A 14,506-nucleotide genomic window follows, 5' to 3' on the forward strand; every position below is an offset into this window, starting at 1 on the left:
GGCTCAGCAATCGTTGGTTACATCTTTGATTTCTCGCGGAGTAACTTGTGATGCTGATAATCTTGTTGACTATCAGTCTGACTCCACAAGCACCCACACGAATTGCTTGATTCAGTTGTTAAAGAGCGATTGGTTAAGATCTTTCGTCTCAACCGAGGCGCGCATTCTACAGCAGCCTCATTTGCTGTCAAGTGATTATTTTCAGAAGCTTTCGAAGAATTCTTCAACAACTTCAACCACTTGCGCCTTCGATCTCTCGTCAGCGGGAGGCGAATTCTACAGCGTTACACGCTGCTGTCAACACCTCTTTTTTTCAACTTCTTTCTGACTTCGATGAACTGAAGCAACTTGCTGCCGAAAACCTCATAACTCATTGAATCTCAAGGAGTTTTCCGTTTCGACTGCGCCGGAAGTGGGGCGAATTATAGGCTTCCAGAATCTGCCGTCAACCGTTAATTTCGCTTTTCTTTCAGAATCTGCTTTCTAGCCAATAAACGCGGGACTCGACGAGCAACAGGAGGAACGCGCAGCAACAGAAGCAGAGCACCTATAAAAGCATAGACAGCCCACTCCTTGAGATCAGCCCGTACGATCCACAGCATATGCAGCAATCCAAGCCCAAGTATCACGTATACCAGTCGATGTAACTTCTTCCATCGAACACCCAAAAGGCGTTGACTGTAGCGATTGGAAGTCACCGCCAAAGCCAACAATCCGAGGAACCCCAGTGTCCCGACAATAATGTACGGACGTTTACGCAGTTCTACCCCTAGCTGGGACCAATCGAAACCCAGAATAAATGCCATGTAACTGCATAGATGTAGAACCACATAGGAAAAACACCAAAGCCCCAACTGCCGACGAACTGCGATCCACCCCGCCCATCCGGTCAGCTTCTGCAAAGGCGTCATGCTCAAGGTGATCAGCAACAACACCAACGTACCAAGCCCTAACCGATCAACCAGCACCTTGCCGGGATCGGGACCAAGCAAATCCGCAAAAGCCTGATAGAACCAAAGCAAGGGCAAAACCGCCGCCGCCATGAAAACGCCTATACGCCAAAACGGGAATCGCATCAGTAGTTCTTCCGCAAATCGAGCCCTGTATATAAAGAAGCGACTTCATCCGCGTAGCCGTTGAACATCTGCGTATCGCGCACGTTCGGCTTGAACAGGCTATTGGGCAAGCGCCGCTCCCGAGCTTGCGTCCAACGCGGGTGATCAACCGTCGGGTTCACGTTCGCATAAAATCCGTACTCATCGGCGGCAATACTTTGCCAGGTCGTCTTCGGCTGCTCACTGACCAGACTAATACGCACGATGGATTTAACACTCTTGAACCCATACTTCCATGGCACTACCAAGCGCAGTGGAGCACCGTTTTGATTGGGCAACTCACGGCCATACATACCAACCGCCAGAATAGCCAAAGGATTCATCGCCTCATCCAGACGCAAGCCTTCTACATAAGGCCAGTCGATCAGGGCAAAACCAGAGCGCTGTCCGGGCATGCTCTTGGGATCCTGTAGAGTCTCAAAGCGGATGTACTTGGCATTGGAGGTCGGCTCGACCTGTTTGAGCAACGCCGAAACAGGGAAACCGATCCATGGAATGACCATCGACCAGGCCTCAACACAGCGCAGACGATAAATGCGCTCCTCCAACTGATACGGCTTCATGAAGTCTTCGAGCGCGTAACGTCCGGGCTTACCTACCTCCCCGTCAACGACCACACTCCACGGCTCGGTTTTCAGCGAGCCGGCATTTGCAGCCGGATCCCCCTTGTCGGTACCAAACTCATAGAAGTTGTTGTAATGGGTCGCGTCTTTATAAGGCGTAATCGCCTCACCCTTGACGTTGACCGCTCCCCATTTAGTAGAAGGAAGCTTTTCGGCAAACCAGGCAGGCGCTTTACCCGCCTCGACATCCGCATAGCGAGCGGCATCGTCGGCACTCGCCCAGCGCGGCAGGCTACTGACGGCGATAACGGCAGCAGTGGCACCAAGCAATTGGCGGCGAGAGAGGTAAATGGATTCAGGCGTGACATCCGACTCATGGCAGTCAGACGTTTGAGGGACTTTGATCAGCATGGCAACTCCGCAGCTTTGGAGGACAGATGCACCCATAGACTGCGGAGTATGCGGAAAATTACATCACTCGGCCTTTTTGTGCCGACGGAGATGCAACAGGTATTGCACAGGGCCGGACGCCGCATAAGCGAGGAAAACCAGCAGCAGAATGCGCGGTGGATCGCTGAAGACCACGGCAAACACCAGCACCACCGCGAGAATCGCCACGAAAGGCACGCGCCCTTTCAAGTCCAGCTCCTTGAAGCTGTTGTACTTGATATTGCTGACCATCAGCATGCCAGCAGCCGCCACCATCAACGCGACCAGAAACGACATTTTCGAGCCCTGAATGCCGTAATCACTGAACGCCCAGACAATGCCCGCCACCACGCCAGCGGCTGCCGGGCTGGCCAGACCGATGAAATAGCGTTTATCCGCAGTACCGACCTGGGTGTTGAAGCGCGCCAAACGCAAGGCCGCACCCGCCACATAGATGAAGGCGACCATCCAGCCGACTTTGCCCATGTCGCCCAGCGCCCAACCGAACGCCAGCAAGGCCGGCGCAACCCCGAACGCGACCATGTCCGACAGCGAGTCGTACTCGGCACCGAACGCACTTTGCGTATTGGTCATGCGCGCGACGCGACCGTCCAGGCCGTCGAGCACCATGGCGACGAAAATGGCGATCGCTGCAAAGGCGAAATACTTGCTCGCGTTCACTGAGTCGCCGGCGCTCAACGCAGCCTGGGCGCTCATCGAATTGATGATGGAATAAAAACCTGCGAACAGGTTTGCAGTGGTGAACAGGTTCGGCAGCAGATAGATACCACGATGCCGGACTTTACGACCTTCTGCGTCGTGCCCTTCTTCGATGTGCTCATCGATGGGCAGCATGCTTTCGGCGTCAGAAGCCTTGTTCGGCTCTTCGGGACGTTCGCTCATGGACATTACCTTGCAACGGTTTGGAAAAAATCGACTGTGTCTGTGACGACGGTTCGGCCACAAACGATGCAGCTTTATACCAGAACCACCGCCTCAAACGAAAAAACGCGGCCGAGGCCGCGTTTTTCGTACAAGAGACGAGGACTTAGTTTTTGGCTTTGTCGACGATCTTGTTGGCACCGATCCACGGCATCATGGAGCGCAGTTGCTCGCCGATGATTTCGATACCGTGAGCGGCGTTGTTACGACGCTTGGCGGTCATCGAAGGGTAGCCGGTTGCACCTTCGCTGATGAACATTTTGGCGTATTCGCCGTCCTGAATACGTTTCAGGGCGTTGCGCATGGCCTGACGGGATTCGGCGTTGATCACTTCAGGACCCGTCACGTACTCGCCGTACTCAGCGTTGTTGGAGATCGAGTAGTTCATGTTGGCGATACCGCCTTCGTACATGAGGTCAACGATCAGTTTCAGTTCGTGCAGGCACTCGAAGTAAGCCATTTCCGGCGCATAGCCAGCTTCAACCAGCGTTTCGAAACCGGCTTTCACCAGCTCAACGGTACCGCCGCACAGAACGGCTTGTTCGCCGAACAGGTCGGTTTCAGTCTCGTCCTTGAAGGTGGTTTCGATGATGCCGGTACGACCGCCACCCACACCAGCCGCGTAGGACAGCGCTACGTTTTTGGCGTTGCCCGAAGCGTCCTGGTAGATCGCGATCAGGTCAGGGATACCACCGCCTTTCACGAATTCGGAACGTACGGTGTGGCCTGGAGCTTTCGGCGCGATCATGATCACGTCGAGGTCGGCACGCGGAACAACCTGGTTGTAGTGGATCGCGAAACCGTGAGAGAAGGCCAGAGTGGCGCCTTTCTTGATGTTCGGTTCGATTTCGTTTTTGTACAGGGAGGACTGGAACTCGTCCGGGGTCAGGATCATGACCAGATCGGCAGAAGCCACAGCGGAAGCAACGTCGGTCACTTTCAGGCCGTGGGCTTCGGCTTTGGCAACGGTAGCCGAACCTTTACGCAGACCAACGGTAACGTCGACACCGGAGTCTTTCAGGTTGCACGCTTGGGCGTGGCCCTGGGAACCGTAACCGATGATGGCAACTTTCTTGCCCTGGATGATCGACAGGTCACAGTCTTTATCGTAGAAAACTTTCATGAATTTCCCCTATATATCCAGGCCGTTCAGGCCATTCGCTAATTTGGTTTAAATGCTGAGTACTTTGTCGCCGCGAGCGATGCCGGTCACGCCGCTACGGACGGTTTCCAGAATCGATGCGGTGCCGATGGACTGAATGAAGCTGTCGAGCTTGTCGCTGGTACCGGTCAATTGAACGGTATACACGCTCGCGCTGACATCGACGATCTGTCCACGGTAGATATCGGTAGTGCGTTTGATCTCGGCGCGCTGAGCGCCAGTGGCCTTGACCTTGACCAGCATCAGTTCGCGCTCGATGTGAGCACTTTCCGACAGGTCCACCAGCTTGACCACTTCGATCAGCTTGTTCAGGTTTTTGGTGATCTGCTCGATGATTTCATCGTGGCCAACCGTGGTCAGCGTCAGACGCGACAGTGTCGGGTCTTCGGTTGGGGCCACGGTCAGGCTTTCGATGTTGTAGTTGCGCTGCGAGAACAGGCCGACTACGCGAGACAAAGCACCGGGTTCGTTTTCCAGAAGCAAGGAAATAATGTGCCGCATGATTAGGTACGCTCCGTCTTGCTCAGCCACATATCGCGCATGGAGCCGTCTTTGATCTGCATCGGGTAGACGTGCTCACTGGTGTCGACCGAAATATCGATGATCACCAGGCGATCTTTCATGGCGAACGCTTCTTCCATCTTCGACTTCAAATCTTTCGAATCGGTAATGCGCACGCCAACGTGACCATAAGCTTCAGCCAATTTGACGAAGTCAGGCAGCGATTCCATGTAGGAGTGCGAGTGACGGCTACCGTAGCTCATGTCCTGCCACTGACGAACCATCCCCAGAACACCGTTGTTCAGAATGACGATCTTCACCGGCAAGCCATATTGCAGACAGGTCGACAGTTCCTGGATGTTCATCTGGATGCTGCCTTCGCCCGTCACGCAGGCAACGTCCTCATCCGGGAAGCTCAACTTGATACCCATGGCCGCCGGAAAACCGAAGCCCATGGTGCCCAGGCCACCGGAGTTGATCCAGCGGTTCGGCTTGTTGAACGTGTAGTACTGCGCAGCGAACATCTGGTGCTGACCCACGTCGGAGGTGATAAAGGCATCGCCCTTGGTCACTTCGCACAGGGTTTGGATCACGGTCTGTGGCTTGATCTTGCTGCCGTCGCCCTTGTCGTAAGGGAACAGGCCGCGATCACCGCGCCATTCATCAACCTGCTTCCACCAACTGGCCACGGACTCCTTGTTCGGGGTCTCGCCGATGTCCTTGAGAATCGCGACCATTTCGGTCAGGACGCTCTCTACCGGCCCCACAATCGGCACGTCGGCCTTGATGGTCTTGGAAATCGAAGCCGGGTCGATATCGATGTGAATGATCTTGGCATTCGGGCAGAACTTCGCCGCGCCGTTGATCACGCGATCGTCGAACCGCGCGCCGACAGCCAGGATCACGTCAGCATGGTGCATCGCCAGGTTAGCGGTGTAGCTGCCGTGCATGCCGAGCATGCCGATGAACTGACGATCGGTGCCAGGGAACCCGCCCAGGCCCATCAGTGTGTTGGTCACTGGCAGGTTGAGCATTTTTGCCAGTTCGGTCAGCGGTGCGGAACCGTTGCCCAGAATCACGCCGCCGCCGGAGTACAGCACTGGACGCTTGGCCGCCAGGAGCATTTCTGCTGCCTTGCGGATTTGCCCGGAGTGACCGCGAACGGCCGGACTGTAGGAGCGCAGCTTGGCTTTCTTGGGGAAGACGTATTCGAACTTCTCGGCCGGGTTGGTCATGTCTTTCGGGATATCGACCACGACCGGGCCCGGACGACCGGATTGTGCCAGGTAGAAGGCTTTCTTCATGACTTCCGGGATTTCCGAGGCGTGCTTGATCATGAAGCTGTGCTTCACGATCGGCCGGGAGATACCGATCATGTCGGTTTCCTGGAACGCGTCGGTGCCGACCATGGTGCTTGGCACCTGACCGGAAATGATCACCATTGGAATCGAATCCATATAGGCCGTGGCGATACCGGTGATGGCGTTTGTGGCGCCTGGACCGGAAGTCACCAATACCACGCCGGCTTTACCGGTGGCACGGGCATAGCCGTCAGCCATATGGGTAGCCGCTTGTTCGTGACGAACCAGGATGTGGGTCACTTCCGGTTCTTTGAACAGGGCATCGTAAACATGCAGGAGAGCACCACCCGGGTACCCGTAAATATATTTGACGCCTTCGTCACGCAAGAAGCGGACGAGCATCTCACCGCCAGATAAAAGCTCCACGTTGTTCACCTCTAAAACGCCAGAATACCGTCCACAAAATAGGGGCGGGTCTTAATAGGTTTACTTCTCGGCAGAGCATGAGCGACGGTGGTCGCCGACTACGTCAGCACTGACTGAGCAAGTATTGGGATCGTCCCAAGTGTTGCGGGCCTTTCCCACCCAGCGCGAGGTAACGCGTTGCGGGTGTAACAGGTCGGCGCGGATGTGCGCCTCATGATCTACCGAGAGGGTCTGCTTCTGGCAGTCCCTCTACAGCGGACTTCGGATTCTTCTGTTTCGCCCTCTCCAAGTCAAGTCGTCTGTGTGCTTAATTGTGGGTAAGCACATGAGAACGCAAGAAAAAACCTGAAAACCGCTACTCTGTTAGCGTCAATTGCGCAATTTTGCCAAGGAATCAGCATGCGAACGCTCCTCCTCACACTGCTGATCGGCCTCAGCCCCTGGTGCTCGGCCGCTCAGATCTACAAATGGGTCGACGCCCAAGGTGTCACGCATTTCGATGCACAACCTCCCCAAGGCCAGCCGTCCACCTCTGTGCAGACACCCTCCTCGCCCGCGCCGAAACCTGCGGCAATGCCCGGTAGCGGCGCACTCGGCGATCAGAAAGCCATCGACGCCAAGGTCCAGAAACAGGTCGCCGACCAGCAAGCGCAGCTCAAAGCATTTTGTGAACAGGCACGCACCAACCTTGCGCAATTGCAGAACAATCCGCGCTTGCGGGAGGAAGTAGAGGGACAATTGCGGCGGCTTGATGATGCGCAGCGTCAAGAGCGCATCGGCGAAACGCAGAAGCAGATAGCGGAAAACTGCCAGTAATGACTGGCAGCTTCCGGTTCAGCGCGAAGCAGTAATGAGCAGGTCGAACTCTTTGAGCAATACCTGAAGCTGCCGATCCTTGCCCTGCAGATTGCGCTGGGCGAAGACCATTTCAGCCATTTCCTGAATACCCGAGGCATTAGGTAACGGCAGATCCTGTTCGAGGATCATCTTCATGCGTGGCAGGAATATCCATTGCAACCACTGCTCGAAATCGAGCGTGTCGACCGAAAACGGCTCGACACTGCTCAAGGCTTCGGCGGACGGCGAGACTTCATCCCACATGCCCTGCGTACGCAGTTCACGCTCGATCAACAAAAGCTGATCGGCGATTTTCGGAAAACGACTGTCCATCACAGCGAAACCTTGGCCTTTTGACGGGCCAGAGCGGCACCAGCGGAGTCCCCCTGCTTCTCACGGGCCTGCGCGATCAGTTCCCACAGACTGGCCTGTAAATCCGGACGACCGTTGGCCAGGGTCAAGGCACGACGGGCGAACTGTTCGGCCTGCGGCGCATCGCCTTGAGCCATGCGCACCTGCGCCAGGCGATAAAGCACTTGCGGCTCACGCGGGGCTACACGTTGCGCGCGCTCCAGGCTGGAAGACGCGCCGTTGAGGTCGCCACCGGCCTGTTGCTGTTGAGCGGTGGTCAGCAAGGCGAGAACCGGACCGTCCAGTTGCTCATCCGCTGACAAGCCACCGCCACTGTTGGCCGAAGGAATGCCACTTGGCGTCGATGGCATGCTGTAGCTGCCGGAGTTGATCGGCGCCGCTTCCACTGACGAAGGGTTGTACGGCCCCGGCGTGATGCCACCGGACGCCGGACCCGGCACGATCGGCGAAGTGCTGATCGGCGTCGAGGTGGTCGCGCCGCCACCTGGCACCATCACAACTACGCCAGAGTCACCTTGTGGAATGGCCTGAGTCTGGCCCTGAACAGGACGCTTGACCGTGGTTTGACGGAAGCCGCCATTGGCCGAAATTCGTTCGCTGTTGGACACGGCCGTACCGGAATCAACCACCGGGATCGAACCACGCTGTACGGTAGAGCAGCCGCTGAGCAAAGCTACGGCGGTCACCGCTGGAATCAACCACTTGTTCACTTGAAACCCTCTTTGCTTAATTCATCCAGCCCTTGACCCAATCCATCACCGACTCGCCTGTAGCAGGCGTTTCGCCCGCACACGAGGCGCCGGGTGGCGGTTCGCTGCCGCGAATATACGGCATCTGCACCGCACCCGGGCAGTTGGCATCGGAGCCTTGCCCGGTATGAGAGTCAACCCACGCCTGTACGATGTTGTCCGGTTGCGGCATGTCCAGCGGCAGGGGATCGGCCTTGCGCATGAAACTGGTCCAGACCTGCAACGCACCGGTGGCGCCGGTGAACGGCGTCTTGCCGTTGTCATCACGCCCCAGCCACACCACCGCCAGCACGTCCTGACTGAAACCTGCGAACCAACTGTCGCGAGAATCGTTACTGGTGCCGGTCTTGCCGGCCAGGGTCAGGGTTTTCGGCAGCACGTTGTAAACCGATCTGCCGGTACCTTCACGCATCACGCGCTGCATGGCGTTCTGGATCAGATAGATGGACGCCGGATCAAAACGCTGCTGAATCTGGAACGGATAACGCTTGAGCGGCTCGCCTTCGGCGGTCAGTACGCTGCGGATCCCGCGCATTGGCGTGTTGAAACCGCCGTTGGCCAGCGTCTGGTACATGGTCGCCACTTCGATCGGGGTCATGCCGCCGGCGCCCAGCAACATCGACGGGTATGCCGGAAACTCACGCGTAACACCCAGGCGCGCCAAGGTCTTGAGTACATTGGGCACACCCACTTCCAGACCGAGACGCGAGGTCGACAGATTGTAGGAATGCGCCAGGCCCTGATAAAGGAACACGGTGCCATGGGAGCGGCGATCATAGTTCTGCGGTTTCCACACCTGACCGTCGGCACCTTTGACCGCTAGCGGTTCGTCAGACAACCAACTGGTCAGTGTGTACTGACTTGGTTTCTCCAGCGCGGTCAGATAAACCGCTGGCTTGATCAACGAACCCACCGGACGCACGGCATCGAGTGCCCGGTTGAATCCGGCAAAACTTGCCTGCCGGCTACCGATCATCGCCTGTACTTCACCGGTTTCCGGGTTGGTCACGACCATGGCCGCTTCCACATCATCGGAGCCTTTGCGCCCTGACAGACGTTTAAAGGTGTCATTGACCGAGGACTCGGCCTTCATCTGCAGAATCGGGTCGAAACTGGTGAAGATCCGCAGGCCTTCTTCGGTCAAGTCTTCGTCGCGATAGTCTTCGCGCAACTGGCGTTTGACCAGATCCATAAAGCCTGGAAACGAGCTGTCCGCCAATTTGCCGCGAGTGGTCACACCCAATGGCATTTTCTTCGCAGCTTCGACCTGCTCTGCCGTTGCCACGCCTTGTTGCTCAAGCACGTCGAGCACCAGGTTGCGACGCTCAAGCGCACGCTCGGGGTTGCGACGCGGGTTGTAATAGGACGGGCCTTTGACCATGCCGACCAGCAACGCTATTTGATGCAGTTTCAGCTCGGACAAGGGTTGACCGAAGAAAAACTGGCTCGCCAGACCGAAACCATGCACCGCGCGCTGGCCATCCTGACCGACGAAGACTTCGTTGAGGTACGCCTCAAGGATGTCTTTCTTGTCGTAATGCAACTCCAGCAACATCGCCATCATTGCTTCGGTGAGCTTGCGGGTCAGGCTGCGTTCATTGGTCAGGTAGAAGTTCTTGACCAACTGCTGGGTCAGCGTACTGCCGCCCTGAGTCATCTTGCCGCCGGAGGTATTGACCCAGATGGCGCGGGCAATCGACTTCGGCGATACACCCCAGTGACTGTAGAAATCGCGATCTTCTACAGCAACGAGGGTGTCCAGCAGATACGGCGGCACCTGATCGATCTTGATCAGAATGCGGTCTTCCAGGTTTTTCGGGTAAATCCCGCCGATCAGCAGCGGTTCCAGGCGAACCACGGACAATTTCGAACCGTTGATTGCCGAAAGCTCAGCAACGTAGTCACCGGAGAAGCGCACATGCACCGGCTGCGGTTTCTCCATACCTTCATAAAACTGGAAGCCACGGGTATTCAGATCGACGGTATTGCCGTTGACCGCTGCGGAGCCCGGCCCATTGCTCACGGCTTCGCGGCGATAGCCCAGGGCATCGAGTTCGGTGAGGAAATCGTCTTTGCTGAGCTTTTGTCCGACGAACAGCTCAAGCGGACGCGCGTACACCTTGGCCGGGATGGTCCAGCGCTTGCCGGAGAACTTCTCCTGCACCACGGCATCGAGGTAAACGGCGAATCCGGCCAGCACCACAAGGCCGACCAGACTGAGTTTAATGGCCCAGCCCAGCCATGGGCGCAGGCCCTTGGAAGGTGGTTTTTTCTTGGTACGGGGAGATCGAGTTCGAGTCATGGCGGCGGATTATACGCACTTTATTCAGACTCGACAGAAGCGCTCCGAGGTTTGCGTCGGGCTGGCGAGCGGCCATAATGGCGACCTCGAATTTCCCCCAGTCTCTGAAGGATCGCCCGTGAGCCAGTCATTGATCGCCGCCCTGCAAAACCCGGCCCTCTACCCGCACCCCGTCGAAGGGTTCCAGGTCATCGAAACCCATATCTCGTGGGTGATCCTCACCGGCCCCTTTGCTTATAAAGTGAAGAAACCGGTGAATTTCGGCTTCCTCGACTTCACCAACCTCCAGGCGCGTGAGCATTTCTGCGGCGAAGAGCTACGCCTGAACCAGCGTCTGACCGACGATTTGTACCTGGAAGTGCTGCCCGTCACCGGCAGCGTCGAAGCGCCACAACTGGGCGGCGATGGCCCGGCTATCGAATACGTGCTGAAAATGCGCCAGTTTCCGCAAACCGGTTTGCTCAGCACCCTGCAAGCCAACGGCGAGCTGACCACCCGGCACATCGATGAAATGGCCGAGCAGATCGCCAAATTCCACCTCAGCGCCCCGAAAGTCCCGGCCGAGCATGACGCGGGCACCCCGGACAGCGTGATGGCGCCGGTATCGCAAAACTTCGAACAGATTCTGCCGTTCCTCAGCGACAAAAACGATCTGCTGCAACTCGAGGCACTTAAAGCCTGGGCCGAAAGCAGCTTCGCCCGCCTCAAGCCACTGTTCGCCCAGCGCAAGGCCGAAGGCTTCACTCGCGAGTGCCACGGCGATATCCACTTGGGCAATGCCACCGTCATCGACGGCAACGTGGTGATCTTCGACTGCATCGAGTTCAACGAACCGTTCCGTTTCACCGACGTCTGGGCTGACACCGGCTTCCTGGCGATGGACCTCGAAGACCGTGGTCTGAAATCGTTGGCTCGCCGCTTCATCAGCCAGTACCTGGAACTGACCGGCGACTATCAAGGCATGGAAGTGCTGAACTTCTACAAAGCCTACCGCGCGCTGGTTCGCGCAAAAGTGGCACTGTTCAGCATGCCGGCAGACGCAACCCCGGTGCAGCGCGCCACCACCCTGCGTCAGTACCGCAACTACGCCAACCTGGCGGAAAGCTACAGCACCATTCCTTCGCGGTTCATGGCGATCACCCACGGTGTTTCCGCCGTTGGCAAAAGCCACGTGGCCATGCGTCTGGTCGAAGCACTGGGGGCAATTCGTCTGCGCTCCGATGTTGAGCGCAAGCGTCTGTTCGGTGAGCAAACCGTCGCCAATGATGTGCAGGCCGGCATTTATAGTGCCGATGCCAGCACCGCGACCTACGCACGCCTGCATGAAATCGCTGAAGTGATCCTGCACGCCGGTTATCCAGTGGTGATCGATGCCACTTACCTCAAGCGCGAGCAACGTGACAACGCGGCGCAAATCGCCGAAGCCACTGGTACGCCGTTCCTGATCCTCGACTGCAATGCGCCGCAAGCGGTGATCGAGAGCTGGCTGGCCATTCGTCAAGCAGACAAGCAGGATCCATCCGACGCCACGCTGGCCGTGATCGAAGCTCAACAAGCCAGTCGCGAAGCGCTGACGCCGGAAGAAATCCTGCGCAGCAAACGTGTGCAGACCAATGAATCCGGCACGCTGGACACCGTGGTGGCGCAGATCCGCCAACGCCTGCCAGGCCTGTAAGAAACTATTTCGGCCGTGAAGCCCTCGCTCGCTTCACGGCCGTCAAATAGTGGCACTATACTGGCGTCATAAAACCAACAGGTGATGTGACATGAGCCAACCCAAACTTCTCGACACTCCGCTGTATGCCTTGCTGCACAAAGATGACATCACGGGTTTTAACAAAGAGCGCCCGAAAGACGGGCCGATCGACATGGTCGGCGGTGACTTCCGCGGTCTCGACCTGCGCGAACTGAACGCCGATGGCGTGGACTTCCGGGACGCGTATTTCCGCTCCGCCGATCTGCGTGGCATCGATTTCCGTCATGCCTCGCTGGAAGGTGCAAGCCTGGCCCACGCACAGATTTCCGGTGCGTACTTCCCGCCGGAGCTCAGCGCTGACGAGATTCTGATGTCGATGAATTTCGGGACGCGCCTGCGTTATCGCACCCGCTGATAGCTCTGACACGACGCCCACCCTGCGAGGGCGAGCCTGCTCGCGAAGACGGAGTGTCAGTTACCCTGATCGTGAAAGTCAGACCGCTTTCGCGAGCAGGCTCGCCCCCACATTTGATATTTGTTTGCACCCATCTTTCTGCGTTCGCAGGCCTTTCACCCCGCCCGGTTGTCGTTTCTTAGAAGCGTTTGCGTTGATTGCAACCAAACAACCACGCTTTTCCTACTGATGGCTACACTCCTGAGAAGCTCGCCCACGCACCATTCGGCCGTCGCAAGGAGGCTTGATGAATGATGAACTGCAACACCTGAAGAATCTTGGCAAGACGTCAGCGCAATGGCTGCATGCCGTGGGCATCCACAGCGCCTCGGACTTGCGGCGCCTGGGCGCGGTGGACGCCTACCGGGCCGTGCGTACCCGCGGGTTTCGCGCATCGAAGGTGTTGTTGTATGCGATTGAGGGTGCGCTCATGGATGTGCATTGGAATGACATCCCAGCCGAGCGCAAGGACGCCCTGAACAAGCAACTCGAAGCCATTTCCTCGCGTCACAAGAATTGAACAGGCGCTGACCGTTATGTACCTGCTAGGGGAACAATCGGCGCTTGCCGACGCACTGATCAATCGTTTGCAGAACTTGCCGGCGCAATGGCTGGAAGGTCTGGCGCCGTGCGCAGAAACCCTGGAGTTGGGCGCCACGGATGACCTGATGGCGCAATTACCCGGCGATCAGATGTTTCTGCTGACCGATGGCGTGATCAACGGCTGCATAGGCACCCGGGCGCTGTTTTACTGGCAGGAAGGTGACTTGATCGGCCTGCAGCGCGGTGACGATTGGGCTGATTGCCGTTTGCGCAACGATGGACCAGTGCGTTTGCTGCCCTATCGGCGCAGCGATGTGTTCCAGCATTTGTATGCCGAACCGGGCCGGGCGGATCAGTTTCTCGAGTATTTGCTGGGGCAAATGGCAATCCTGGCTCACGCGGTGGCTGAATTGAAACCTCGGGAGTTTCGCAGCACCAATGGTTTTAAACGGGTCGACGCTGGAGAAACCCTGATTCAGCAAGGCGATGCCGCCGATCACGTATTTGTGATCATCGACGGGCACGCCGAAGCCTACGTCGATGGGCACAAGGTCGGCGAGGTGCCCAAGGACGAGATTTTCGGTGCCATGGCGGTGTTCACCGGCGAGCCACGCAATGCCACGGTCATCGCCTGCGAACCGAGTACGGTGATGTTGATTCCCGGTGATCAGTTTTTGAGCCTGACCCGCACCAATCCGAAGATCGCCCACAGCCTGATCGAAAGCATGGCGCGGCGCATCGATCAACTGAACAAGCAGATCAGCCAATTGAGCTCGAACCGAAATTAACGCCAAGCCCACTTTTCTCTGGGCCGGGCGCCCATTGACGAGATGAAATCAGGGGAATGGAAAAACAGTGGTTGACTCGGTAATGAGAATCGCTATGATTATCACAACTGATCGCGAGATCGGTCGATATTCTGAAAAGCCCTTGGTTCGGACTCTCAGATTATCTCCTCATCAGGCTAATCACGGTTATTTGACCCGGTTTTTACCGGGTCTTTTTTTGTCTGTGGAAAAATCATTTGCCGAACTCGCGGCGCGGCGACCTGCTGAGACCCCGCGAGCAACAACACTGCCAACGGCCACATCCCACGCATGCAATCACCTCGATG

At 57.1% G+C, this 14,506-nt stretch carries 14 protein-coding genes; 5 read left to right on the forward strand and 9 right to left on the reverse strand.

Annotated elements, in window-relative coordinates; genetic code table 11:
• Positions 1–452 precede the first annotated feature (452 nt).
• The 6 genes from msrQ to AACY11_RS02910 all read right to left on the reverse strand — a co-directional run bounded on the left by msrQ (position 453) and on the right by AACY11_RS02910 (position 6,439).
• Positions 453–1,076 (reverse strand): protein-methionine-sulfoxide reductase heme-binding subunit MsrQ, encoded by a 624-nt coding sequence (gene msrQ / locus AACY11_RS02885; protein ID WP_339493834.1) that lies wholly within the window; start codon positions 1,074–1,076, stop codon positions 453–455.
• Entirely contained in the window at positions 1,076–2,089 is a 1,014-nt protein-coding gene (msrP, locus tag AACY11_RS02890; protein WP_339432814.1) for a protein-methionine-sulfoxide reductase catalytic subunit MsrP, read from the reverse strand. Before msrP ends, msrQ begins: the two co-directional genes overlap by 1 nt.
• A 63-nt stretch (positions 2,090–2,152) precedes the next feature.
• The gene (gene pssA, locus AACY11_RS02895) at positions 2,153–3,010 is read right to left on the reverse strand and encodes a CDP-diacylglycerol--serine O-phosphatidyltransferase (RefSeq protein WP_339432813.1); all 858 of its coding nucleotides are present in this window, start codon (positions 3,008–3,010) and stop codon (positions 2,153–2,155) included.
• Positions 3,011–3,155: 145 nt separating this feature from the next.
• A complete protein-coding gene (ilvC, locus tag AACY11_RS02900; RefSeq protein WP_277759308.1) occupies positions 3,156–4,172 on the reverse strand; it encodes a ketol-acid reductoisomerase in 1,017 nt (338 codons plus the stop codon).
• Positions 4,173–4,220: 48 nt separating this feature from the next.
• Entirely contained in the window at positions 4,221–4,712 is a 492-nt protein-coding gene (gene ilvN, locus AACY11_RS02905; RefSeq protein WP_003205610.1) for an acetolactate synthase small subunit, read from the reverse strand.
• A gap of 2 nt (positions 4,713–4,714) precedes the next feature.
• Positions 4,715–6,439 carry an acetolactate synthase 3 large subunit gene (locus AACY11_RS02910; protein WP_339432811.1) on the reverse strand — a complete coding sequence of 575 codons (1,725 nt, stop codon included), beginning with the start codon at positions 6,437–6,439 and terminating at the stop codon, positions 4,715–4,717.
• 399 nt (positions 6,440–6,838) lie between these two features.
• Here AACY11_RS02910 and AACY11_RS02915 point away from each other — a divergent pair, with 399 nt between their 5' ends.
• Positions 6,839–7,255: a DUF4124 domain-containing protein gene (locus AACY11_RS02915; RefSeq protein ID WP_339493836.1), complete on the forward strand. Its 417-nt coding sequence runs from the start codon at positions 6,839–6,841 to the stop codon at positions 7,253–7,255.
• Between the two features lie 18 nt (positions 7,256–7,273).
• On the opposite strand, the gene AACY11_RS02920 is transcribed toward AACY11_RS02915, so the two are convergent.
• Genes AACY11_RS02920 through mrcB form a run of 3 tightly spaced genes read right to left on the reverse strand, consistent with a single transcriptional unit; the run spans position 7,274 to position 10,699 of the window.
• Positions 7,274–7,609 (reverse strand): YqcC family protein, encoded by a 336-nt coding sequence (locus AACY11_RS02920; protein WP_221733590.1) that lies wholly within the window; start codon positions 7,607–7,609, stop codon positions 7,274–7,276.
• Entirely contained in the window at positions 7,609–8,358 is a 750-nt protein-coding gene (locus AACY11_RS02925) for a hypothetical protein (RefSeq protein ID WP_339466646.1), read from the reverse strand. Before AACY11_RS02925 ends, AACY11_RS02920 begins: the two co-directional genes overlap by 1 nt.
• A 16-nt stretch (positions 8,359–8,374) precedes the next feature.
• Complete coding sequence (mrcB, locus tag AACY11_RS02930) at positions 8,375–10,699, reverse strand: penicillin-binding protein 1B (RefSeq protein WP_339466645.1); 2,325 nt, start codon at positions 10,697–10,699, stop codon at positions 8,375–8,377.
• A gap of 118 nt (positions 10,700–10,817) precedes the next feature.
• Here mrcB and AACY11_RS02935 point away from each other — a divergent pair, with 118 nt between their 5' ends.
• From AACY11_RS02935 to AACY11_RS02950, 4 genes are all read left to right on the forward strand, one after another.
• On the forward strand, positions 10,818–12,374 hold the full coding sequence (locus AACY11_RS02935) for a bifunctional aminoglycoside phosphotransferase/ATP-binding protein (RefSeq protein WP_339466644.1): 1,557 nt from the start codon (positions 10,818–10,820) through the stop codon (positions 12,372–12,374).
• 91 nt (positions 12,375–12,465) lie between these two features.
• Positions 12,466–12,810 (forward strand): pentapeptide repeat-containing protein, encoded by a 345-nt coding sequence (locus tag AACY11_RS02940; protein WP_221733586.1) that lies wholly within the window; start codon positions 12,466–12,468, stop codon positions 12,808–12,810.
• A gap of 286 nt (positions 12,811–13,096) precedes the next feature.
• Entirely contained in the window at positions 13,097–13,369 is a 273-nt protein-coding gene (locus tag AACY11_RS02945) for a TfoX/Sxy family protein (RefSeq protein ID WP_003228231.1), read from the forward strand.
• 16 nt (positions 13,370–13,385) lie between these two features.
• Entirely contained in the window at positions 13,386–14,180 is a 795-nt protein-coding gene (locus AACY11_RS02950; RefSeq protein WP_339466642.1) for a Crp/Fnr family transcriptional regulator, read from the forward strand.
• Positions 14,181–14,506: the final 326 nt, after the last annotated feature.

The organism is Pseudomonas sp. RA_105y_Pfl2_P56, from assembly GCF_963970845.1.
Classification (GTDB): Bacteria; Pseudomonadota; Gammaproteobacteria; order Pseudomonadales; family Pseudomonadaceae; genus Aquipseudomonas; species Aquipseudomonas baetica_A.